Genomic DNA, 22841 nt, shown 5'->3' on the forward strand with positions numbered 1-22841 from the left:
CGCTCAGGCCTGGGCGCTGACCGGCTTGCCACCCTTGGGCTTGAAGTACAGCGTGGTGCCGCGCGCGAGGTTGTCCAGGCTGGCGTGGTCCTTGGCCACCTCGGCCTCGATCAGCTCGTCCTGGCCTTCCACCTTGAGCGTGATGCGGGTGATGGCGCCGAGCAGGCGGATGTCGCGCACTTCACCGGCCTGGTGATCGGCGGCCGGTTCGCTGCACAGATCCACTTCGTGCGGGCGGAACAGCACATGGTGATCGCTGCCCACGTACAGGCGGTTGGCATCGCCGAGGAAGTGGTAGACGAAATCGCTGGCCGGGTACTCGTAGACCTCCGCAGGCGAGCCGATCTGCTCGATCACGCCCTTGTTCATCACCACGATGCGGTCGGCCACTTCCATCGCCTCTTCCTGGTCATGGGTGACGAACACGCTGGTCAGGTGCACTTCCTCGTGCAGGCGCGCCAGCCAGCGGCGCAGCTCCTTGCGCACCTTGGCATCGAGGGCGCCGAAGGGTTCGTCGAGCAGCAGTACCTTGGGCTCCACCGCCAGTGCGCGGGCCAGGGCGATACGCTGGCGCTGACCACCGGAGAGCTGCTCCGGATAGCGGTCGCCGAGCCAGTCGAGCTGCACCAGATTGAGCAGTTCATGCACTTTCTCGGCGATCTTCGCCTCGCTCGGGCGCTCGCCCTTGGGCTTCATGCGCAGGCCGAAGGCGACGTTGTCGAACACCGTCATGTGGCGGAACAGGGCGTAGTGCTGGAACACGAAGCCGACGTTGCGATCACGCACGTCGTGGTCGGACACGTCCTCGCCGTGGAAGCCGATGCTGCCGCTGTCCGGGGTTTCCAGGCCGGCGATGATGCGCAGCAGGGTGGTCTTGCCGCAACCGGACGGGCCGAGCAGGGCCACCAGCTCGCCGCTCTGGATGTTCAGGTTGATGTCGTTCAGCGCCGTGAACTGGCCGAACCGCTTGTTGACGCCTTTGACTTCGATACTCATGGCTGATGTTCCTGGTTGTTCCGTGGGCCATGCCGCTCCTGGCGGCGTGACGGCAGTCAGTCTTCTCGGTTGGCCTGTAGCTGGCGGCTCAGGCGCGCCTCGCTCCACTGGCGAAGCAGCAGCACCACCAGGGCCATCACGAGCAGCAGGATCGCGACGCTGAAGGCGGCGACGATGTTGTACTCGTTGTAGAGAATCTCGATGTGCAGCGGCAGGGTGTTGGTGTAACCGCGGATATGCCCGGAGACCACCGATACCGCACCGAATTCGCCCATCGCACGGGCGGTACACAGGACCACGCCGTAGATAAGCGCCCATTTTACGTTAGGCAGCGTGACATGCCAGAACATCTGCCAGCCACTGGCGCCGAGCAGGCGCGCAGCCTCTTCCTCGGTGCTGCCCTGCTGCTCCATCAGCGGGATCAGCTCGCGGGCGACGAAGGGAAAGGTGACGAACAGGGTGGCCAGGACGATGCCCGGCACGGCGTAGACGATCTGCAGGTCGTGCCTGTCCAGGTACGGCGCGAAGAGGCTCTGCGAGCCGAACAGCAGCACGTAGATCAGCCCGGCGACCACCGGCGACACCGAGAACGGCATGTCGATCAGGGTGACCAGCAGGCTCTTGCCGCGAAACTCGAACTTGCTCACCGCCCAGGCAGCCGCGACGCCGAACACCAGGTTCAGCGGCACCGAGATGGCGGTGGCCAGCAGGGTCAGTTGCAGGGCGGCGATGGCGTCCGGCTCGCGGATCGCCTCCCAGAAGAACGCCAGGCCGCGACTCAGGCCCTGGGTCAGCACCATGTACAGCGGCAACAGGAGAATGACGGCGAATACCGTCCAGGCGATGACGATCAGCGCAATGGCGCCGGGCGAGCGACTGGCGGGGCGCGCAGCGGCCTGCCGGCCAAGGGTTGCAAGGCTCATGACGGCTCCTCAGATGGGCGGCTGGATGCGGCGCTGCAGCAGGTTGATCAGCAGCAGGAGGATGAATGACACCAGCAGCATGATCACGCCGATGGCGGTGGCGCCGGGATAGTCGTACTGATCCAGCTTGGCGACGATCAGCAGCGGCAGGATCTCGGTCTGCAGCGGGATGTTGCCGGCGATGAACACCACCGAGCCGTACTCGCCGACGCCACGGGCGAAGGCCAGGGCGAAGCCGGTCAGCCAGGCCGGCAGCAGGCTCGGCAGCAGCACGTGACGGAACACCTGCAGCGGCCTGGCACCGAGGCAGGCGGCGGCCTCCTCGACCTCCCTGGGGATGTCCGCCAGCACCGGCTGCAGGGTGCGCACCACGAACGGCAGGGTGACGAACACCAGCGCCAGGGTGATGCCCAGCGGGGTATAGGCGATCTTGAACGGGAGCAGCGAGCCGAGCAGGCCGTTGGGCGCGTACAGCGCGGTCAGGGCGATGCCGGCCACGGCGGTGGGCAGGGCGAAGGGCATGTCGACCATGGCGTCGATGATGCGCCTGCCGGGGAAGCTGTAGCGCACCAGCACCCAGGCGATGATGGTGCCGAGAATGCCGTTGAGCAGGGCGGCGGCCAGGGCGGTGCCGAACGACAGCTGCAGCGAGAACTGCAGCTGGCGGTTGCCGAGCAGGCGCCACCACTGTTCGGCGCTGAGCTGCAGCGAGAAGAGCAGCATCGCCCCCAGCGGGATCAGCACGATCAACGCCAGGTAGCTGATGCTGTAGCCCAGCGTCAGCCCGAAGCCGGGTATGACCGGGGAGGTTCGACGAGACATGGTCAGTCCTTTTGTGCAGGTCCACGGCACGGCGTGCCACCGGCTATCCGGTGGCACGCCGGGGCGCTCGGATCACTGGTTGATCTTCTGGAAGATGTCGTCGAACACGCCGCCATCGTCGAAGTACTTCGGCTGCGCCTGTTTCCAGCCACCGAAGTCCTTGTCGATGGTGACCAGGTGCAGATCCTTGAACTGCTCCTTGAACTCGGCCGCCACCTTTTCGTTGCGCGGACGGTAGAAGTTCTTCGCCGCGATGCGCTGGCCTTCCTCGCTGTACAGGTGTTGCAGATAGGCTTCGGCGATGGCGCGGGTGCCCTTGCGGTCGACGTTGGCATCGACCACGGCCACCGGCGGTTCGGCGAGGATCGACAGCGACGGGGTGACGATCTCCAGCTGTTCGCCGCCTTCCTCGGCCAGCGACAGGTAAGCTTCGTTCTCCCAGGCCAGCAGCACGTCGCCCAGGCCACGCTGGACGAAGCTGATGGTGGCGCCACGGGCGCCGGTATCCAGCACCGGGGCGTGACGGTACAGCTCGGTGACGAACGCCAGCGCCTGCTCTTCACTGCCGTATTGCTGGCGGGCGTAGGCCCAGGCGGCGAGGAAGTTCCAACGCGCGCCGCCGGAGGTCTTCGGGTTCGGCGTGATGACTTCGACGCCGTCCTTGACCAGGTCGTCCCAGTCGCTGATCTGCTTCGGGTTGCCCTTGCGCACCAGGAACACGATGGTCGAGGTGTAGGGCGTGCTGTTGTCCGGCAGGCGTGCCTGCCAGTTCGGCTCGATCAGCGTCTGGTTGTGGTTGATCGCGTCGATATCGCCGGACAGCGCCAGGGTCACCACGTCGGCGCGCAGGCCGTCGATCACCGCGCGGGCCTGCTTGCCCGAGCCTCCGTGGGACTGCTGGATGGTCACGGCCGGATTGCCCTGGGCCTGCCAGAATTTGTTGAAGGCGGCGTTGTACTCGACGTACAGCTCGCGGGTCGGGTCGTAGGACACGTTGAGCAGCGGCGCGGCGGCGGCCGGGCCGGCGATCAGGCTGCTGGCCAGCGTGGCCAGGGCGAAACGGCGAATGGACATGGTGCAGCTCCTCACGGATTGGGTGCGGGTGTTGGCGGTAGCCCTCCGGTGGTCCGGTCGGGCTGCATCATGGGTCAGTTCTTGGTGTTCGGTTGTTGCAGGCGGATCTTTTCCTTGCGCTCGATCTGCACGACCTGGCCGTTGTGCACGGTGATTTCCACCGCGCCGAATTTCAGGCCCTGCAGGGCGGTCTGGATCTCGCGCAGGATGCTGGCGTCATCCTGGCCTTCGAGGTGTCTCAGCGTCGCAGTCATTTCCAGGCTCCTTGTGGATGGGCGCCATGACGGTGGACGGCGACCGCCGTTGGCGTGGAGCGGATAGTAGGGAGGCGCTAATATTCTTAAAAATAATGTTTAAGAACATTTATAGATCGAAAAAGAATATTAGGCGGCGATGTTTGCTTGGTGTTTTTTTTGCATAAGCAAATGAATTCTTATTCTTTTTGTGCTTGCAAGCTTCTGCCTAGACTGGGGCCATTCGACTCAGGAGGCGCCGACCATGCGCAGCGAAGCAATCCGTTATCTGATCCTGCCAGGCTGGCAGGGCTCGTCCGCCGAGCACTGGCAGAGCCACTGGCAGCGCAGCCTGCCGAACAGTACGCGGGTCGAGCAGCAGGACTGGGCCAGCCCGCAGCGCGCCGACTGGGTCGCCGAACTGAATCGGGCGGTGGCCGCCGATCCACGCCCCGCGATCCTCATCGCCCACAGCCTGGGCTGCGTGACCGTCGCCCACTGGGCGCAGCAGGCGCCGCTGGAGCTGCTGCGCCGGGTGCGCGGTGCGCTGCTGGTGGCGCCGGCGGACGTGGAGCGCCCAGGCTGCCCTGAGCCGCTGCAGAACTTCGCGCCGCTGCCGCGTGACCTGCTGCCGTTTCCCAGTCAGCTGATCGGCTCCGACAACGATCCTGCCGCCAGCGCCGCACGCGCTGTCGAGATGGCGCGTCACTGGGGCAGCGGTGCAGTGGTGCTCAGCGGGGTGGGGCATATCAACGTGAAATCCGGGCATCACTACTGGGAGCAGGGCTTCGCTCATCTCTATCGCCTGCAGAACCGCATCGAGCAGCAGCAACGCCGGCGCGCCTGAGTTTTCGGGGCGGGGCCGGGCCAGGCAGCCGCCCGCTTCCTTTTTCTTCTCGGGTGAGCCGCCCGGTACTGGAGTCCTGGCCATGCCGCCTACATTGAATGCGCCGCCGCTGACCTTCGCCGATGCGCCGCAGAACCCCCTGAGCATCCGGGCCAAGGCGCTGGTGTTCGTCGACCCGCGTTCGCGTCAGCTGCGCGAGCGGGCCGACGCCCTGGCGCCGGGGCATCAGCCGCTGCTGATCCGGGGCGAGACCGGCACCGGCAAGGAACTGCTGGCCCGCTATATCCACCGGCACAGCGAGCGCGGCGGCCTGTTCGTGGCCCTGAGCGCCGCGACGATCAGCCCGCAGTGGGGTGAGGCCGAACTGTTCGGCCACGTCGGCGGTGCCCATGCCGGTGGTGCCGGCAGCCGGGCCGGCTGGTTCGGTTCGGCCCATGGCGGCACCCTCTATCTGGACGAGATCGCCGACCTGCCGCGCGCGTTGCAGCGCAAGCTGCTGGCGGCGCTGGAGACCCGCGAGGTGTACCGCGTCGGTGCCAGCCAGGCGACGCCGGTGGACGTGCGTCTGCTGGCCGCGAGCAGCATCGACCTGGCCCGTGCGGTGGCGGCCGGCACCTTCGACGAAGGCCTGTACGCGTATCTGTGCGACGGCCAGCTGCATTTCCCCGCGCTACGCGAGCGGGTCGGCGACATCCTGCCGCTGGCCGAATACTTCCTCGGCATCCATGCCCTGCGCCTGGGCCTGGCGATTCCCGCACTCGGCGAGCAGGCCCAGGCCGTGCTGGAGGCGCATCGCTGGCCGGGCAATACCCGCGAGCTGGAGAACGTCATTCACTTCGCGTTGCTGCTGGCCGGTCATGCGGAGATTCGGCCGGAACATCTGGAGTTGCCGGGTGCCCAGGCATAGGCCTGGCATATATCACCTGAGTGCAGCCGGCGTGGTGCCGGCGTAGTACATAGCGGGGAGGGTGATTTGCGCTGACATTGCAGCGGTCTGTTGTCGCTAGTGGCAGCCAGTGCAGGAACCACTGCCACCCACAAGCTGAATAGGGCCCATGTCCACCTGGCCTGTGGGTAGAGAACCGCCGCCGAAGCCGGGGAAAAAAGGCCGACTCGCTCCGCCGCCACCTCCTCCGCTGCCACTACCTGGCGCCGGGGCATCTTCAGGGTTTCTGAGTGTGCCCGGACCTTCGCCATCGCCAAAGTTGATCGGAACCCAGAGCTGGGTGGGAGAGCCGCTGTAACGGAATGTAGTCCACTGTGACCCGTTGGTGATGGTGACTGTATCGCCAGGCCGCCATTGGTTGACGACGCTGTTGACCGTGGAACGTATGAAGGTGATCGGCCCGCTCAGTTCATCCAGAGCAGTCATGTCCATAGAGCAGTCCGAGCAGAACCAGCGGTCATAGGATGCGGCAATTGCCACAGTGAAGAGCGCCAGGAAGACGGTGGTGAGAAGTCCTTTTCGGGTGATCACTGTGTGCATGCTTTGTGGTAGTTGATCAGGGCCTGGTTTTCCGCTTCCAGGATCTGGTGCTGGTACAGCTTCTGCCGTTCCTGCTCCAGTAGTTTTTCAAGCGACGGGGCACCTTCGAAGCGCTGCCGGTAGATCAGCTCGGCGGTGTAGAAGTCGGTGTAGGCAGCTTGATTTTGTAGCTGTGGATTGTCGGGATCGAACCGGTAGTTGGCGCGGATGACATAGGCGCCTGGGTGGCATTGGCTTGCAGCTTTGTCGATATAGTCGCGCTGCATGTCTAGCCAAGGGTCTGGTTCGTCAGGGGAAAGCGGTGGGTTGGGGTTCTCGGCGATGGCCATGGCTACCTGGGCGGCTGCCAATCCGGCATCTGCCGCCGCTTTCATGCGCTCCACCCAGTTCTCTTGGGAGAGCACACCCAGCTCCAGGCATTCGCTTCGGGGAGGGTAGCCCTCCGTTGCAGCGTCGCTGGGCGGATTCTGCTGCCGGAGATAACACATATGCAGCAGGTTGGCTGCCATGTAGTCGCCCTCCGGCGAAGCTTTGGCATCAAGCTCGGCAAGTGTTTCCTTCACTGGGCCCTGTATGAACCTCAGCTCGGATCGCCAATCGGCATAGTCCAGTTTCTTCTGGTTTATGGCAGTTCTGGGGTGTTGCGGGGGATGTGTGCTTTCGGGCTGAGCTTGGGTTGGATGCGAGATGGCAGGAGGCGGTGATAACCGTCCGGCGGTCTCTGTCTGTGCAGACCAGAGCGCTCTGACCGGCGACGGCTCCTGCATGGTAGGGAGGGCCAGGATGGAGAACGCGGTGATGAAGCTCATGAGTCCAACGAGCAGGAAGATCAATAGGGGTTTCTTGAGCATGGCGTTATTTCAGATATCAGGAGATTGGCTTCTGACAGAAGTGGTGATGCAGGCTCTTTGGATATAGATCGTCATGCTAATGATAATTGTTTGTGTTTGAAAGTTGTTGTCCATCCCCTCTTCTGAGGCTTTGCTCGCGACTGCAGCGACACCGTAAATGTGAGAAGAGCTGGACGTCCTCGTTGGCCGTGCTGCTTAAGGCGCCAACAGCGACACCGACTTGATCTGCGCCCAGATCGCCTGGCCGGCATGGATGCCCAGCTGATCGAAGGAGTAGCGGGTGATCCGCGCCAGCAGGCGTTGTTCGCCCAGGCGCAGGGTCAGCAGCACCTGCGCATCCAGCACCTGCCAGCTGTCCACCGTGACCGGCAGCAGGTTGAGCAGGCTGCTGCCCTCGGCGCGTTGCAGGCTGAGGCTGACATCGCGCGCCTTGATCTTCACCCGTACGCGTTGCTGGGCCGGCAGCGCCGCGTGCGGCAGGCGCAGACGGGCCTCGCTGCCGGGCAGGCAGAGTTCGACCAGGCCGTAGCGTGCGTCGTAGGCGCTGGCCTGCCCGTCGATCACCGCTTCGGCGTCGTCGTCGCTGGCGAAGGGCAGGTCGGTGCGCAGCAGCAACTCCTTGAGCGGGCCGCTGGCGCGTACCTGGCCGTCCTCGAGCAGCACCAGATGGTCGGCCAGGCGCGCCACTTCATCCGGGGCGTGGCTGACGTAGATCACCGGGATATCCAGTTCTTCGTGCAGGCGTTCGAGGTAGGGCAGCACCTCCTGCTTGCGCTTGAGATCGAGCGACGCCAGGGGTTCGTCCATCAGCAGCAGGCGCGGGCTGGTGACCAGGGCGCGGGCGATGCCGACGCGCTGCCGCTCGCCGCCGGACAGGGCCGACGGCAGGCGTTCGAGCAGATGACCGATGCCGAGCAGCTCCAGCGCCTGGTCCAGGGCGACCTTGCGTTCGCGGGCGGCGATGCGCCGCTGGCCGAACTCCAGATTGCCGCGCACGCTGAGGTGGGGGAACAGGTTGGCATCCTGGAACACGTAGCCGATGGCGCGCCGGTGGGCCGGCAGGAAGTCTCCGCTGGCACTGTCCTGCCAGCGTTCGCCGGCCACCTGCAGGTAGCCTTCACGGGGGCGGTCGAGCCCGGCGAAGCAGCGCAGGCAGCTGGTCTTGCCCGAACCGGAATGACCGAACAGGGCGCTGACGCCACGGCTGGGCAGGTCGAGGTCGACGTCCAGGCGAAAGCCGGGGTGTTGCAGCAGAAAGCGTGCGCGAATGCGCCCGTCGTCGATGATCGGCGTCTCGGCGCCGCGTTTGCCGAACAGCGAGGCCAGCATCACAGCGCCCTCGTCTTGCCGCTGCGCCCGCTGTACAGCGCCAGCAGCACGATGAAGGAGAAGGCCACCATGCCGCCGGCCAGCCAGTGCGCCTGGGCGTAGTTCATGGTTTCCACGTGGTTGTAGATCTGCACCGAGACCACCTGGGTCTTGCCGGGAATGTTGCCGCCGATCATCAGCACCACGCCGAACTCACCGACGGTGTGGGCGAAGGCGAGTATCGTGGCGGTGACGAAACCGGGGCGCGCCAGGGGCAGCACCACGCTGAAGAAGGCATCCCAGGGGTTGGCGCGCAGCGTCGCGGCCGCCTCCAGCGGTGCGCGGCCGATGGCTTCGAAGGCGTTCTGCAACGGCTGCACGACGAAGGGCAGCGAATAGAACACCGAGCCGATCACCAGGCCGGTGAAGCTGAAGGTGAGGGTGCCCAGGCCGAGGCTCTGCGTCAGTTGCCCGAAGAAACCGTTGGGCCCCATGCTCACCAGCAGGTAGAAGCCGATCACCGTCGGCGGCAGCACCAGCGGCAAGGCCACCAGCGCACCGACCGGGCGTTTCAGCCAGGACTCGGTGCGCGTCAGCCACAGGGCGATGGGCGTGCCGATGATCAGCAGCAGCAGCGTGGTCAGCGAAGCCAGCTCCAGGGTCAGCAGGATGGCGTCGAGGTCGTTGGTTGACAGCGGCATGCTCATTCCGAAAGACGAACCTGGCCGGATGCGCTCCGGCCACGGGCATTACAGGGTGTAGCCGAAGGATTCGATGATCCTGGCCGCCTCCGGGCCTTTCAGGTAGTCGACCAGGGCACTGGCGGCAGGGTTGTTCGCGCCCGGCTTGAGGATCACCGCATCCTGCTTGATCGGCTCGTACATGTCACCCGGCACGATCCACGCCGAGCCGCTGCTGATCTTGCCGTCCTTGTACACCTGCGACAGGGCGACGAAGCCCAGCTCGGCGTTGCCGCTGGAGACGAACTGGTGCGCCTGGGTGATGTTCTGGCCTTCGACCAGCTTGTCCCTGAGCGCCTCGCTCAGCCCCAGCTTGTCCAGCACCTGGGTGGCGGCCAGGCCGTAGGGAGCGGCCTTCGGGTTGGCGATGGACAGGTGCTTGAACTGCCCGGCCTTGAGCGCCGCGGCGCTGCCGTCCAGGTAGTCGGCAGCGGCCGACCACAGCACCAGGCCACCGACGGCGTAGGTGAAACGCGAGCCCTCGACCGTCAGGCCCTCGCTCTCCAGCTTGCTCGGGGTGCTGTCGTCGGCGGCGAGGAACACCTCGAACGGTGCGCCATTGCGAATCTGTGCGTAGAACTGGCCCGTGGCGCCGAAGGCCGCGACCAGCTTGTGCCCGGTGGCTTTCTCGAATTCGGGGGCGATGGCCTGCATCGGCGCGGTGAAGTTGGCGGCCACGGCCACCTTCACCTCATCGGCCAGCGTGCTGCCGGCGAAGACCAGGCCAAGAACGAGCAGGCTGTGCTTGAGGGGCTTGAGCATGAGGATTCCTTGTCGTGTACGGGCGTTGATGGGGCGCCGAGGGCAGGCCGGGTGCGGCCATCCTACATCGTTATATCTATTTGTATATAGCGCATGCGTGCGTCGTTCCCGTGCACGTTCTTCGTGCATGACGACGGGGCATGCACCCAATGGGGATGCAGGCAGTTTTTACCTTGCCAGCGACTACAAAAAACATAATTTCGCGAATGCCCCGCTCTGAACAGAATGCCCGCAACGAGCCGCCACGGCGCAACAGTCACGAGCAGAATCAGGGCAGGTACCCATGACCGAGCTGAAGCAGACCCCCTTTTCCACCTCCGCAGGCCGGGCTTGCCTGCCGCAGGAGATCGACACCCTGGTGGTCGGCGCCGGCCAGGCCGGGGTGGCCATGAGCGAGCACCTGGGCCGCCTCGGCGTGCCGCACCTGGTGCTGGAGAAGAACCGCATCGCCGAAGCCTGGCGCACGGTGCGCTGGGATTCGCTGGTGACCAACGGGCCGGTGTGGCATGACCGTTTCCCGGGCATGGAATTTCCCGGTCTCGACCCGGACGCCTTCGCCCACAAGGATCAGGTTGCCGATTACTTCGAGGCCTACGCCAGGATGATCGACGCGCCGATCCGCACCGGCGTCGAGGTGAAGCAGGTGCGGCGCAACGCCGAGCGTCCCGGCTTCACCGTGGAAACCTCGGAGGGCGTGATCCGCGCCAACCGTGTCGTGGCCGCGACCGGCCCGTTCCAGCGTCCGGTCATTCCGGCCATCGCGCCGCAGAGCGAGGCGCTGCTGCAGATTCACTCGGCGCACTACCGCAACCCGCAGCAACTGCCCGAAGGCGGCGTGCTGGTGATCGGCGCCGGCTCTTCCGGGGTGCAGATCGCCGATGAGCTGAACCGCGCCGGGCGTCAGGTCTACCTCTCCGTGGGCGCGCACGATCGTCCGCCGCGCAGCTACCGTGGTCGCGACTTCGTCTGGTGGCTGGGCGTGCTCGGCCTGTGGGACCTGGAAAGCGTGCAGCCGGGCAAGGAGCACGTGACCATCGCCGTCAGCGGCGCCCATGGCGGCCGCACCATCGACTTCCGCGAGCTGGCCGGGCAGGGCATCACCCTGGTCGGGCTGACCCGCGCCTTCGAGCAGGGCATGGCGCAGTTCGCCGATGACCTGGCGGAGAACCTGGCCCGTGGCGACGAGAACTACCTGTCGCTGCTCGATGCCGCCGACGCCTATATCGCCCGCAACGGACTCGATCTGCCGGAAGAGCCCGAGGCCCGCCGGCGCTTCCCCGAGCCGGCCTGCGTCAGCCAGCCGCTGCGGCAGCTCGATCTGGCCGCGGCCGGTATCGGCACGATCATCTGGGCCACCGGCTTCGCCGTGGACTTCAGCTGGCTGCAGGTCAATGCCTTCGACGGCAGCGGCAAGCCGCAGCACCAGCGTGGCGTCTCCAGCGAGCCGGGCGTGTACTTCGTCGGCCTGCCGTGGCTGTCGCGGCGGGGCTCCACCTTCATCTGGGGCGTGTGGCACGACGCCAAGCATGTCGCCGATCACATCGCCACCCAGCGCAAGTACAGCGCCTACCGCGATGCCGCGCAGCGTGCGGCCGACACCGCCGGCAGCCCGGCACCCGCCAGCCTGACAGGAGTTCGCTGATGCCCACGCATACCCGCATCCGCATGTTCAACACCAAGGACACCTACCCCAACCAGTCCCTGGACAATGACCTGTGCCAGGCCGTGCGCGCCGGCAACACCGTGTACGTGCGCGGTCAGGTCGGCACCGACTTCGAGGGCAACCTGGTCGGCCTGGGCGACCCGGCGGCGCAGGCCGAGCAGGCGATGAAGAACGTCAGGCAACTGCTTGCAGAGGCCGGCAGCGACCTCTCGCACATCGTCAAGACCACCACCTACATCATCGATCCGCGCTACCGCGAGCCGGTCTATCGCGAAGTCGGCAAGTGGCTCAAGGGCGTGTTCCCGATCTCCACCGGGCTGGTGGTCTCGGCCCTCGGTCAGCCGCAGTGGCTGATGGAGATCGACGTGATCGCGGTGATCCCGGACGACTGGCCCAGCACGCAGGCCTGAGGAGTGCGCACATGACTTTTTCCATCGTCGGGCGCTGCCCGGAGACCGGCCACCTCGGCATTGCCATCAGCTCCTCCAGCATTGCCGTCGGCGCGCGTTGCCCCTGGCTGCGTGCCGGGGTCGGCGCGGTGTCGACGCAGAACATCACTCTGCCGGCGCTCGGTCCGCAGATCCTCGACCTGCTGGAAAGCGGGCTCGATCCCCAGGCGGCGCTGGACAAGGCGCTGGGCAGCAATGGCTATGGCCAGTATCGCCAGGTGACGGTGATCGACAGCCATGGTGCCAGCGCGCACTTCTCCGGTCGCGAAGCCCTCGGCATCCACCATGCGCGGGCGGGCGAGCAGTGCGTGGCGGCCGGCAACCTGCTGGCGAGCACGGCGGTGATCGAGGCCATGGTCGAGGCCTTCGAACAGGCCGACGGCGGGCTGCCGGATCGCCTGCTGGCGGCGATGCACGCGGCCATGGCGGCTGGTGGCGAGGCCGGGCCGGTGCACTCGGCGGCGCTGTCGGTGGTGGGTGATTTAGTTTGGCCGGTGGTCGACCTGCGCGTGGACTGGGCCGAGGTAGATCCCATCGGCGAGCTGGACAAGCTCTGGCGTGCCTACGAGCCGCAACTGCACGACTACATCACCCGCGCGCTCGACCCGACCGCCGCGCCCAGCTACGGCGTGCCGGGCGACGAGTAGGGTGGATGCCGCGTTGCTCGTTCACCGCGCACCAGGGGGCTGGATACGGCTGCACACCTGCGTCACCGATCCCGGGCAGGGCTTTGGCCGCGACCGGGCGTGCCGTGCGTCGCCGCTGAAGCGCCTCCCACAACCACACTCTACGTCCTCAGTTCACACGCGAGCGACGACGGCGGACGACGTATTGCTCGTGCACCGCGTGGCTCCGTGCGGGTGGCGGGATACAGCGCCATCCACCCTGCGCATGCGCCGCCTTGTCCATCCACCCACGTACCGGTAACTGCCCCATGCCTGCCAGCCGCGACCTGCTCGCCGACCTGATCGCCTTCGACACCACCAGCCGCGAATCCAACCTCGCGCTGATCGACTACGTGCGTGATTACCTGGCGGGCTACGGAGTCTCCAGCGAGTTGCTGTTCAACGCCGAACGCAGCAAAGCCAACCTCTATGCGCGCATCGGTCCGAGTGGCGCGGGGGGCGTGATGCTGTCCGGCCACAGTGACGTGGTGCCGATAGACGGGCAGCACTGGACGGTGCCGGCCTTCGCCATGAGCGAGCGCGACGGGCGCCTGTACGGGCGAGGTACGGCGGACATGAAAGGCTTCATCGCCTGCGTGCTGGCGGCCGTGCCGGGCTTTCTGCGCCAGCCGCTGCGGCTGCCGCTGCATATCGCCATTTCCTATGACGAGGAGGTCGGTTGCCTCGGCGTGCGCAGCCTGGTCGAGCGTCTGCGCGGCAGCCACGAGCGCCCGGCCATCTGCCTGATCGGCGAGCCCACCGAGATGCGCCCGGTGCTCGGGCACAAGGGCAAGCTGGCGATGCGCTGCGAGGTGCACGGCGCCGCCTGCCACTCGGCCTACGCGCCGCGAGGGGTGAACGCCATCGAGTACGCGGCCAGGCTGATCGGCCAGCTGGGCGAGATCGGTACGCGCCTGGCGGCGCCCGAGCGTCACGATGCACGTTTTGACCCGCCTTACTCCACGCTGCAGACCGGTGTGATCCAGGGCGGCCGGGCCCTGAACATCGTGCCCGCCGAGTGCCGTTTCGACTTCGAGATGCGCGCCTTGCCAGCCGATGATCCACAGCAGGTCGCCAGTGAGCTGCGTGCCTACGCCGAGCGTGAGCTGCTGCCGCGCATGCGTGCGGTGAGCGCGGACAGCGACATCCGCTTCAGCGAGCTGTCGAGTTATCCCGGCCTGCTGACCGATGCGGCCAGCGACGCCGCGCGTCTGCTGGCGCTGATCGCCGAACGCGAGGACTTCAGCACCGTCGCCTTCGGCACCGAGGGCGGCCTGTTCGACGAGGCCGGCGTGGCCACCGTGGTCTGCGGCCCCGGCAGCATGGAGCAGGGGCACAAGCCGGACGAATTCGTCAGCCTCGAGCAGCTGGCCCGTTGCGACGCGATGCTGGCGCGGCTGGCGAGCTGGATGCAGCAGTCGGCTTCGCCAGCGGGAAAACCTGCTCCTTCGACAGGATTCTCGGCGGCTGCGCCGTCCGCCTGAGCGAGCTGGCCAGCCAGGCCCTGGCTGGCGCAACCTTGCCTAGCTGCGATACAGCTTGAGGCTCTCGACCCGCTCCCGGTAGGCGCCGAGACGCTCCTTGAGCTGATCCTTGTGCTGGGTGGCGACGCAGTGCAGCAGCACGTTCAGCGCGCTGGTCAGGCCGCCGGTGGATTCGAGAATCAACCCGGTCTTGGTTTTCATGGTGACGATGTAGGGCGTTTCGATGTGGCGGGCGATACCATATTCGTCGGTGAACACCACTAGGTCGGTGCCCTGGCGCAGGCAGTTGTTGGCGAAGGCGATACCCGCGTCGGCATAGGGCGCGATGTCCACCAGGATCACGCAGCAACGCTGGTTGTGGCTGTCCAGCCATTGCCCCAGCACGCCGCTGTAGAGGTCGAGAAACTCCACCCCGGAACGCACCAGGGCCAGGCGATTGGCGAAGTCCTCGGCCAGCCCGCGAATGGTCTGGAAGCCGCAGACGAATACGCGCTCGGCCTCGCTGACACGCGCCACGATATCGCGCCAGTGCTGGCTGCCGAGTTGCTCGGCGAAGGCTCGCAGCGCTTCGATCTCCTCGTTCAGGTGGGTGACCAGATCTTCCGGCTGCTCGACCCGTTCGATCAGCGTCGGGTTGAGCAATGACTGCACGCGGACTTCGTCGCGGAGTTCGTCCTTCAGGCTCTTCAGGCCCTTGTAGCCGAGCCGGCGCAGGAAGCGGCTGACGGTGTTGGGGCTGACGCCGCTCTTGCTCGCGAGGCTGGCGCCATTCTCGAACGCCAGCGTCTCCAGGTTGGCCTGGATATAGGCCCAGAGGGTGCGCTCGGCCGGCGTCAGCTTGCCTTCCAGGTGTTGCATCTTGCCATCGAGCATGTCCGTTTCCTTTGCCATGCCAAATTCTTCTGACATTTAAATGTCAGAGTGTTGATATTTGGAAGAAATATATTCTACCCTGCATCCGTAACGCAAAAGAGCTGTCGATTGACCGCCGTTCGGGTGAGGAAGCCAGCAGAAGTCTTTCCGCCTCGTTGTCGACGCTCGCGAATTCCTGCCGCAACAAGCAAATGTCGCGCCCTGACGCGACCAGAACAGTGGAGAACAGGAACATGCTCAAGCTGCGTCATCTCACCCTGTGTGTCGCCCTCGGTGGCACGAGCGCTACCGCCCTGGCTGCCGAGGAACTGCACCTCTACAACTGGGGCGACTACATCAACCCCGAGGTACTGACTCGGTTTTCCGCCGCAACCGGCATCAAGGTGTCACTCGATACCTATGGCAGCAACGAAGAGATGCTGGCCAAGTTGCAGGCCGGTGCCAAGGGCTATGACATCGTCTTTCCCTCGGTACACATGCACGACACCATGGCCGTGCTCGATCTGCTGGAAAAGACCGACATCAATCAGGACCCGGCCTTCGCCAATATCGACCCTGCCTTTCTGCGTGCCAAGTCCGATCCCAAGGGTGAGTACTGCATGCCTTACGCCTGGGGCACGGTGGGCATCTTCTACAACAAGAACAAGGTGTCCAAGCCGATCGAGAGCTGGGACGACTTCTTTGCCGAGGCCCAGGCCGGCAAGAAGGTGATCCTGCTCGACGACATGCGCGAGACCCTCGGCGTCGGCCTGATCAAGGACGGCAAGTCGGTCAACACCACCAACGCCGCCGAACTCAAGCAGGCCGCGGACTGGCTGATCGAACGCAAGCCGCTGGTTTCCGCCTTCACCTACGACAGCGTGCCGATGGTGCAGTCCGGCGACGCCGCTGCCGCGCACTACTTCGTCGGCGCCATGATGTACGTGAAGCAGGACCCGCAGAACCTCGCCTACGTCATCCCCAAGGAAGGCGCGACCATGTACCAGGAAGACGTCTGCGTGCTCAAGAGTGCGCCGAACAAAGCGGCTGCCAAGCGCTTCATGAGCTTCCTGCTGCAACCGGAAATCGCCGCGCTGAACACCGCGCAGCAGATGAACGGCACGCCGAACCGGGAAGCGCTCAAGCTGCTGCCGGCTGAGCTGCGTGACAACCCGCAGGTCAACCCGCCGGCCGAGGTGATGGCCAAGCTGCAGATCTTCGGCGACCTGGGCAAGGGCCTGAAACAGTACGACCGCGTCTGGACACGCGTGCGTACCGCCAACTGAGCCGGCCCGTGCCGCCAGCTCGCGGCTGCAGCCCCTCCCACGGATTGCAGGTTCCCTGTGGGAGGGGCTTCAGCCGCGATCACTCCGATATCAGTGGAGTCCTCCATGACCGCTTTCACCCAAACTGCGCCGGTGGTCGAGATTCGTGGCGCGGTGAAACACTACCGTGCACCGGAAGGGCATCTGGTGCGTGCCCTCGACGGTCTCGATCTGGCCGTGGGCAGCAACGAGTTCGTCACCCTGCTGGGGCCATCGGGCTGCGGCAAGACCACCCTGCTGCGAACCATCAGCGGCTTCGAGCAGCTGGATGGTGGTGAGCTGCTGATCCAGGGGCAGCCGATGAACAGCGTGCCGCCCCACAGACGCCCGGTGCACACGGTGTTCCAGAGCTACGCACTGTTTCCGCACATGAGCATCGGCGACAACGTCGGCTACGCGCTGGACGTGCGCGGCGTAGGCAAGGCCGAGAAACGCCAGCGTGTCGGCGAGGCGCTGGAGCTGGTAGGCCTCGCCGGCATGGAGCGGCGCAAGCCGGGCCAGCTTTCCGGTGGTCAGCAGCAGCGCGTGGCGCTGGCCCGCGCCATCGTCGACCGGCCGGCGCTGTTGCTGCTCGACGAGCCGCTGTCCGCCCTCGACCGCCAGCTGCGCCAGGCCATGCAGCGCGAGCTGAAGAACCTGCAGCACGAGCTGGGCATCGCCTTCGTCTTCGTCACCCACGACCAGGAGGAAGCGCTGACCATGAGCGACCGCATCGTCGTGCTCAATGGCGGGCATATCCAGCAGATCGGTGCGCCGGCGGAGATCTACCACCGTCCGGCCAACGCCTTCGTTGCCGGCTTCATTGGCGAGAGCAACCTGTTCGACGCGCACGTCAGCGCCATCGATGCTGGCGTCGCCTACCTGCTCGATAGCCAGGGCGATTTGCTGCATGCGCGTCACCCGGCGCTGTGCGTTGGCCAGTACGTCCAGCTCATGCTGCGCCCCGAGCAGTTTTCCCTGCACTGTCCTGGCGAGGGCTTCGCCGCCGTGGAGGGCCGCCTGGAGCAACTGCTGTTCATCGGCAAGGATTTCGAACTGCTGCTGCGCACCGCCCATGGGCGGCAGATCAAGGCCGTGTTGCGCGATGTCGCACAGCCGCAACTGCAACGCCTGCGCACGGGTGACAGCGTGCAACTGTGGTACGGCCTGGAAGCCGCACACCTGATCGCGGGAGGTGCCTGATGCCGTTGCGCGAGCGCTTGCGCCTGCTGGGGCTGCTGAGCCCGGTGACGGCGATCATCGGGGTGTTCTTCCTGACCCCGCTGGCCATCATGGCGCTCTACAGCCTGCTCGAGCCGGGGCTGTACGGCGGCGTGGAGTGGAGCTTCTATCCCGACAACTTCGGTCGCGTGCTGGGCTGGGCCGACGGCAGCAACGAGGAGTTCGATCCGGTCTACCTGGAGATCATCCTGCGCTCGTTCAAGCTGGCCGCGTTCACCGTGCTGGCGACCCTGGCGCTGTGCTACCCGGCGGCCTTCTGGGTGGCGCGGCAGCCAGAGCGGATGCGCAACTTCTGCCTGTTCCTGATCACCCTGCCGTTCTTCACCAGCCTGATCGTGCGCCTCTACGCCTGGCTGCTGATCCTGCGTCCCAGCGGCTTCATCAACACCACGCTGCTGGCGCTGGGCATCCACAACCCGCTGGAGCTGATCTACACCGAGACGGCGGTGCTGATCGGCATGACCTACATCTTCATCCCGTTCATGTTCATGCCGGTGTATGCCAGCGTGGAGAAACTCGACAAGCGCCTGCTGGAGGCGTCTGCGGACCTCGGTGCGAGCCGCTGGCAGAGCTTCTGGAAGGTGATCTTCCCGCTGACCCTGCCGGGCATCGCCGCCGGTTCGATCATCGTCTTCATCCCCAGCCTGGGTAACTTCATCGTGCCGTCGCTGCTCGGTGGCGCGCGCGTGCTGATGATCGGCAGCCTGGTCGAGCAACAGTTCCTCGCCGCGCGCAACTGGCCGTTCGGCGCTGCCCTGGCGATGCTGCTGATGGCGGCGGTGCTGGTCTGTCTGCTGCTCTACGTGCTGGCCCAGGGGCGCAACGCCGCGCAGGAGGCCAGCCGATGAACGCACTGATCGCCCGCCTCGGGCGCCGCCTGCTGGGCGGCTACAGCCTGGCGTTCTTCGTCTTCCTGTACCTGCCGATCGGCCTGATCGTCGCCTACTCGTTCAACGGCAACCCGATCAACATGATGATCTGGGACGGCTTCAGCCTGGACTGGTATCGCTCGCTGCTGGGGCTGTCCACCAGCCTCAGCGAGAACGCGCTGTATATCGAGTCCACCGACCAGCTGCTGGCCGCGCTACGCACCAGCCTGGTGGTCGCGCTGAGCACCACGGCGATCTCCACGCTGGTCGGTACGCTCACCGCATTGGCGCTGGCGCGCTATCGCTTCCGCCTGCGGACGTTCTACCGGGTGCTGCTGTTCATGCCGATGCTGATGCCCGACATCGTGCTCGGCATCGCCCTGCTGATCTTCTTCGTCGGAGTCGGCATGCCGCTGGGCAAGGGCTCGATCATCATCGGCCACTGCACCTTCCTGATCAGCTACGTGTTCCTCATCGTCAGCGCGCGGCTGGCGGGCATGGACACGCGCCTGGAGGAGGCTTCTGCCGACCTGGGGGCCTCGCCCTGGACCACGTTCCGCCGCGTGACCCTGCCGCAGATCCTGCCCGGGGTGATCGGCGGTGCGTTGCTGGCGTTCATCATCTCGATGGACGATCTGGTGATCACCTACTTCATCGCCGGCGTCGACTCGACCACCTTGCCGGTGTTCATCTACGGCATGATCCGTCGCGGCATCAAGCCGGAGATCAACGCCATCGCCACCCTGTTGCTGCTCGCCTCGCTGCTGATCGCGGCGGTCGGCCTGTACCTGCGCAACCGCAAGCCCGCCACTTCTCAGGATGACTCCCATGGCTAAACCTCGTGCCCGTGAACTCGGCCTGCCACTGCCCGGTATCAGCGGGCCGCACAACGCCATCACCGACGTGCCAGGCGTACTGGTGGGTTACCGTACGCTCAACGGTGTGGCGGCCAACGGCCGGCGTATCCAGACCGGCGTCACCGCCATCCTGCCGCGTGGTCGCGAAGCCGAGCCGCAGCCGGTGTGGGCGGGCTTCCATGCGCTCAATGGCAACGGCGAGATGACCGGCACGCACTGGATCGAGCATGGCGGCTATTTCGTCGGCCCGCTGTGCATCACCAACTCGCACAGCGTCGGCATCGTCCACCACGCCGCCACGCGCTGGACCATCGACCACTACGCGGCGGCCTGGCAGCGCGAGCACCTGTGGGCCATGCCGGTGGTGGCGGAAACCTACGACGGGGTGATCAACGACATCAACGGTCAGCACGTCAGCGAGGCCGACGCCCTGGCCGCGCTGGACGCCGCCGCTGGCGGGCCGATCGCCGAGGGCAACGTCGGCGGTGGCAACGGCATGATCTGCTACGGCTACAAGGGCGGTACCGGCAGCGCCTCGCGGCGGATCGAGATCGACGGTCGAGGCTACACCCTGGGCGCCCTGGTGCAGGCCAATCACGGCCAGCGCGCCTGGCTCAAGGTGTGCGGCGTGGCAGTCGGCGAGCGCCTGGAGGATGAGCTGCCGCAAGGGCTGGAGCGTGAGCGCGGTTCGATCATCGTCATCCTCGCCACCGACGCGCCACTGCTGCCGCACCAGCTCAAGCGCCTGGCGCAACGCGCCGGTCTCGGCATCGCCCAGGGCGGCACGCCAGGTGGCAACAACTCGGGCGATATCTTCCTGGCCTTCAGCGTGGCCAATCCACGGCCCTTGCCGCAGGTCTCGGTCATCCGCCAGAGCCTCGACTACCTCAGCGACGAATGCTGCGACGCCCTCTACCTGGCCGCCGTGCAGGCCACCGACGAGGCGGTGCTCAACGCCATGCTGGCTGCAGAGGACGCCCCGATGCAGAAGCCCGAGGGCATCTGCCGGGCCATCGACGGCGAGCGCCTACGTGCGCTGGTGACGGGCTAGCCCCGTCACGCTGCACTGCATTTGCGAGGCCGCGCACGGTGCTGCGCCTGCCTTCTGCTAAGGTGGCGCGCGAAGACACCGAGGGAATGGCAGGAGGCCGCTGGTGAAGCGTGGATGGCTACTGGGAATGGCACTGCTGGTGGCGCTGCCACTAGGTTACACCAAGATCATGGGGCGCCTGGCGGGCGGCCCGGAACCTGCGCCGGTGGCGGCCGAACAGGCGGACCTGATCACCGTGGACAAGGCGCAGCGGCGCATGCAGCTGTGGCGCGACGGCCAGGTGCTGGGCGAGTACCGCATCGCCCTCGGTGCGGCCGGCGATGCCGGGCACAAGCAGCGTGAAGGGGATGAGCGTACCCCCGAGGGGCGCTACCTGATCGACTGGCGCAACCCCAGGTCGATGGCCTACCTGAGCCTGCACATCTCCTACCCCAATGCCCGGGACGAGGCCGCGGCTGCGGCGCGCGACGAGGCGCCGGGCGGCAATATCATGATCCATGGCCTGCCCAATGGCTGGGGCTGGCTGGGTCCGCTGCACCATCTCTGGGACTGGACCGATGGCTGCATCGCCGTGAGCAACGACGAGATGCGCGAGATCTGGCTGCGCGTGGCGAACGGCACGCCCATCGAGATTCACTGAGCCGAAGGATGGCGTGAGCGGCGGCCCTTGTGCTTCCATCGCCGGTCCCGTTTCAAGCTGCGACAAGGACGACCCATGGTCACCTGCTACCTGCGTTACATCGTCGATGCCTACAAGCTCGAGGAATTCGAGCATTACGCCAAGCTGTGGATTCCCCTGGTGGAGAAGTTCGGCGGTACGCACCACGGCTACTTCCTGCCATCGGAAGGCGCCAACAACGTGGCCCTGGCGCTGTTCAGCTTCCCCAGCCTGGCCGAATACGAGCGCTATCGCCAGGATTCGCTGGCCGACGCCGACTGCCAGGCCGCCTTCCGCTACGCCGAGGACACGCGCTGCATCCTGAGTTACGAGCGCAGCTTCTTCCGTCCTGTGTTCGACTAGGCGACGGCCCCGGATTGCATCCAGGCGATATGAGCAGCGCTGCCTGTAGCCCGGATGCAATCCGGGAACTCGTTCAGAGCGGTGCCGCCTCGCCCAGCTCTTCCTTGCAGTAATCGACGAACAGCCGGGCCGGCTTGGTCAGCTGGGCGCGCTTGAGCCAGGCGGCCACCAGGCCGGAGCCGGTGACGTCTTCGGCGATGTTCACGCAGACCACCTGCTTGCCGTCGTAGGTGGTGTTGCAGTGCGGGCGGGTGACCAGCACGGAGAAACCGAAGCCCTGGCCGACCATGCCGCGCACCATCTCGATCGACGGCGAGCTGAACAGGATGTTGGGCGACAGGCCCAGCTCCTCGAAGATGCTGACGAAGTAGTTACGGCTCGGCAGCACGTCGAGCAGGATCATCGGGTCGAGCGCCAGGTCGCGCAGCGATACCTGGGCCTGGGCGGCGAACCGGTGGCCCTCGGGCAGCAGCGCGTAGGGGCGCTGCGGCGGCATCAGCGGTTCGGTCTCGATGGTGCCGTCGAGGTCATGCTCGTAGAAGATCGCCAGGTCGAAGCGGCCGGCTGTCAGGCCCTGCACCAGTTCATGCTGCTCGCCGTCATGCAGGCGAATCTCCACGCCCGGGTAGCGCTGGCGAAAGCCGGCGATCAGGCGTGGCAGGTACAGCGGCGCGACCGTCTCGAAACAGCCGATGTCGATCTGCCCGGCCACCACGTCGTTGTCGGCCAGGGCGTTCTGCTCGAACTCACGCGCCATGCGCAGCAGTTCCTGCGCCTTGCGGTAGAAGCGCGCCCCGCCCGGGGTGAGCGAGACCCCCTGGGCGTGGTGACGGATGAACAGCTGCACACCGAAGCTTTCTTCCAGGCCCTTGATCGCCGTGGAGATCGACGGCTGCGCGATGTACAGCTTGCGTGACGCCTCGGCGACGCTGCCGCACTCGACGGTGGTGACGAAGTACTTGAGTTGACGCAGGGTGTAGGCAGCCACGCAAACCTCTGATGATGTTCGTTGCGACGTTCACCATACCCGCACTCGGGTGCCGTGCAGGTGAGCATCTTCTTTGCCAGTGGCCATATTTTTGCTGGCCAGCGGCGTCTGCACGCCTGCCTGCAAAAGCCGTACACGCCCGGGGTGATCGCCAGGGCGCTGCCTCGATCGGCTCGCCGGGCAGGTCTGGGCGCGCAGCGGGGCGAATTCCACCGCCGCGAACGGGCCGCCGTGCCGATGAGCATGCGCTGAAAGAGTGCGCCCGCCAATCCCGTCATGGCGCAGCGCCGGCAGGCATGTCGCGGCGTCACGGGGGCGTTGGCGACGCGTGCACAAGGAGCTGGCGAGCTGCAC

General features: G+C 66.0%; 24 protein-coding genes and 1 pseudogene. 14 read left to right on the forward strand and 11 right to left on the reverse strand.

Annotated elements, in window-relative coordinates:
- Nucleotides 1–3: 3 nt before the first annotated feature.
- The 5 genes from EPK82_RS18955 to oscA form a co-directional block, all read right to left on the reverse strand.
- The gene (locus EPK82_RS18955) at nt 4–996 is read right to left on the reverse strand and encodes a sulfate/molybdate ABC transporter ATP-binding protein (RefSeq protein WP_047587121.1); all 993 of its coding nucleotides are present in this window, start codon (nt 994–996) and stop codon (nt 4–6) included.
- Nucleotides 997–1052: 56 nt separating this feature from the next.
- Nucleotides 1053–1919, reverse strand: a complete 867-nt coding sequence (gene cysW, locus EPK82_RS18960; RefSeq protein ID WP_037051265.1) for a sulfate ABC transporter permease subunit CysW — start codon at nt 1917–1919, stop codon at nt 1053–1055.
- A gap of 9 nt (nt 1920–1928) precedes the next feature.
- Complete coding sequence (cysT, locus tag EPK82_RS18965; RefSeq protein WP_037051267.1) at nt 1929–2741, reverse strand: sulfate ABC transporter permease subunit CysT; 813 nt, start codon at nt 2739–2741, stop codon at nt 1929–1931.
- 72 nt (nt 2742–2813) lie between these two features.
- A complete protein-coding gene (locus tag EPK82_RS18970) occupies nt 2814–3815 on the reverse strand; it encodes a sulfate ABC transporter substrate-binding protein (protein WP_134677657.1) in 1002 nt (333 codons plus the stop codon).
- Between the two features lie 74 nt (nt 3816–3889).
- The gene (gene oscA, locus EPK82_RS18975; RefSeq protein WP_037051271.1) at nt 3890–4069 is read right to left on the reverse strand and encodes a sulfur starvation response protein OscA; all 180 of its coding nucleotides are present in this window, start codon (nt 4067–4069) and stop codon (nt 3890–3892) included.
- A 244-nt stretch (nt 4070–4313) separates the two neighbouring features.
- Here oscA and EPK82_RS18980 point away from each other — a divergent pair, with 244 nt between their 5' ends.
- Nucleotides 4314–4895 carry an RBBP9/YdeN family alpha/beta hydrolase gene (locus tag EPK82_RS18980; protein ID WP_134677658.1) on the forward strand — a complete coding sequence of 194 codons (582 nt, stop codon included), beginning with the start codon at nt 4314–4316 and terminating at the stop codon, nt 4893–4895.
- A gap of 82 nt (nt 4896–4977) precedes the next feature.
- Complete coding sequence (locus tag EPK82_RS18985; protein WP_134677659.1) at nt 4978–5802, forward strand: sigma 54-interacting transcriptional regulator; 825 nt, start codon at nt 4978–4980, stop codon at nt 5800–5802.
- Between the two features lie 566 nt (nt 5803–6368).
- Here EPK82_RS18985 and EPK82_RS18990 read toward each other — a convergent pair.
- From EPK82_RS18990 to modA, 4 genes are all read right to left on the reverse strand, one after another.
- A complete protein-coding gene (locus tag EPK82_RS18990; RefSeq protein ID WP_134677660.1) occupies nt 6369–7232 on the reverse strand; it encodes a hypothetical protein in 864 nt (287 codons plus the stop codon).
- Nucleotides 7233–7427: 195 nt separating this feature from the next.
- Entirely contained in the window at nt 7428–8561 is a 1134-nt protein-coding gene (gene modC, locus EPK82_RS18995) for a molybdenum ABC transporter ATP-binding protein (RefSeq protein WP_134677661.1), read from the reverse strand.
- On the reverse strand, nt 8561–9241 hold the full coding sequence (modB, locus tag EPK82_RS19000; protein WP_394346206.1) for a molybdate ABC transporter permease subunit: 681 nt from the start codon (nt 9239–9241) through the stop codon (nt 8561–8563). Before modB ends, modC begins: the two co-directional genes overlap by 1 nt.
- 48 nt (nt 9242–9289) lie before the next feature.
- Nucleotides 9290–10042 carry a molybdate ABC transporter substrate-binding protein gene (modA, locus tag EPK82_RS19005; RefSeq protein ID WP_134677663.1) on the reverse strand — a complete coding sequence of 251 codons (753 nt, stop codon included), beginning with the start codon at nt 10040–10042 and terminating at the stop codon, nt 9290–9292.
- A 283-nt stretch (nt 10043–10325) separates the two neighbouring features.
- Here modA and EPK82_RS19010 point away from each other — a divergent pair, with 283 nt between their 5' ends.
- The 4 genes and pseudogenes from EPK82_RS19010 to argE all read left to right on the forward strand — a co-directional run.
- Nucleotides 10326–11684 (forward strand): flavin-containing monooxygenase, encoded by a 1359-nt coding sequence (locus tag EPK82_RS19010; RefSeq protein ID WP_134677664.1) that lies wholly within the window; start codon nt 10326–10328, stop codon nt 11682–11684.
- On the forward strand, nt 11684–12115 hold the full coding sequence (locus EPK82_RS19015; protein WP_037051284.1) for a RidA family protein: 432 nt from the start codon (nt 11684–11686) through the stop codon (nt 12113–12115). The genes EPK82_RS19010 and EPK82_RS19015 overlap by 1 nt, the downstream gene beginning before the upstream one ends.
- 11 nt (nt 12116–12126) lie before the next feature.
- Nucleotides 12127–12801 carry a DUF1028 domain-containing protein gene (locus tag EPK82_RS19020; protein ID WP_134677665.1) on the forward strand — a complete coding sequence of 225 codons (675 nt, stop codon included), beginning with the start codon at nt 12127–12129 and terminating at the stop codon, nt 12799–12801.
- Between the two features lie 287 nt (nt 12802–13088).
- A pseudogene (gene argE / locus EPK82_RS19025) lies at nt 13089–14237 on the forward strand (acetylornithine deacetylase); the annotation flags it as partial.
- A 105-nt stretch (nt 14238–14342) separates the two neighbouring features.
- Here the strand turns inward: argE and EPK82_RS19030 are convergent.
- A complete protein-coding gene (locus EPK82_RS19030; RefSeq protein WP_230622793.1) occupies nt 14343–15194 on the reverse strand; it encodes a MurR/RpiR family transcriptional regulator in 852 nt (283 codons plus the stop codon).
- Nucleotides 15195–15409: 215 nt separating this feature from the next.
- Between EPK82_RS19030 and EPK82_RS19035 the strand changes: the two genes are divergently transcribed.
- The 7 genes from EPK82_RS19035 (at nt 15410) to EPK82_RS19065 (ending at nt 21499) form a co-directional block, all read left to right on the forward strand.
- Nucleotides 15410–16441, forward strand: coding sequence for a polyamine ABC transporter substrate-binding protein (locus EPK82_RS19035; protein WP_037051288.1), 1032 nt, complete (start codon nt 15410–15412; stop codon nt 16439–16441).
- Nucleotides 16442–16546: 105 nt separating this feature from the next.
- Nucleotides 16547–17662, forward strand: coding sequence for an ABC transporter ATP-binding protein (locus EPK82_RS19040; RefSeq protein ID WP_037051290.1), 1116 nt, complete (start codon nt 16547–16549; stop codon nt 17660–17662).
- Nucleotides 17662–18549, forward strand: a complete 888-nt coding sequence (locus tag EPK82_RS19045; RefSeq protein ID WP_037051291.1) for an ABC transporter permease — start codon at nt 17662–17664, stop codon at nt 18547–18549. The genes EPK82_RS19040 and EPK82_RS19045 overlap by 1 nt, the downstream gene beginning before the upstream one ends.
- Nucleotides 18546–19406 carry an ABC transporter permease gene (locus EPK82_RS19050; protein ID WP_037051294.1) on the forward strand — a complete coding sequence of 287 codons (861 nt, stop codon included), beginning with the start codon at nt 18546–18548 and terminating at the stop codon, nt 19404–19406. Before EPK82_RS19045 ends, EPK82_RS19050 begins: the two co-directional genes overlap by 4 nt.
- Nucleotides 19399–20478 carry a DmpA family aminopeptidase gene (locus EPK82_RS19055; RefSeq protein ID WP_134677667.1) on the forward strand — a complete coding sequence of 360 codons (1080 nt, stop codon included), beginning with the start codon at nt 19399–19401 and terminating at the stop codon, nt 20476–20478. The genes EPK82_RS19050 and EPK82_RS19055 overlap by 8 nt, the downstream gene beginning before the upstream one ends.
- A 103-nt stretch (nt 20479–20581) precedes the next feature.
- Complete coding sequence (locus tag EPK82_RS19060; protein WP_244230036.1) at nt 20582–21118, forward strand: L,D-transpeptidase family protein; 537 nt, start codon at nt 20582–20584, stop codon at nt 21116–21118.
- Nucleotides 21119–21193: 75 nt separating this feature from the next.
- Nucleotides 21194–21499, forward strand: a complete 306-nt coding sequence (locus EPK82_RS19065) for an NIPSNAP family protein (protein WP_037051302.1) — start codon at nt 21194–21196, stop codon at nt 21497–21499.
- A gap of 73 nt (nt 21500–21572) precedes the next feature.
- Here the strand turns inward: EPK82_RS19065 and EPK82_RS19070 are convergent, their stop codons facing one another.
- Nucleotides 21573–22487, reverse strand: coding sequence for a LysR family transcriptional regulator (locus EPK82_RS19070; RefSeq protein ID WP_037051305.1), 915 nt, complete (start codon nt 22485–22487; stop codon nt 21573–21575).
- A 60-nt stretch (nt 22488–22547) separates the two neighbouring features.
- Between EPK82_RS19070 and EPK82_RS19075 the strand changes: the two genes are divergently transcribed.
- The gene (locus EPK82_RS19075) at nt 22548–22739 is read left to right on the forward strand and encodes a hypothetical protein (RefSeq protein ID WP_134677668.1); all 192 of its coding nucleotides are present in this window, start codon (nt 22548–22550) and stop codon (nt 22737–22739) included.
- The last annotated feature ends 102 nt before the right edge of the window (nt 22740–22841 follow it).

Source organism: Ectopseudomonas khazarica, assembly GCF_004521985.1.
Taxonomy (GTDB): Bacteria; Pseudomonadota; Gammaproteobacteria; order Pseudomonadales; family Pseudomonadaceae; genus Aquipseudomonas; species Aquipseudomonas khazarica.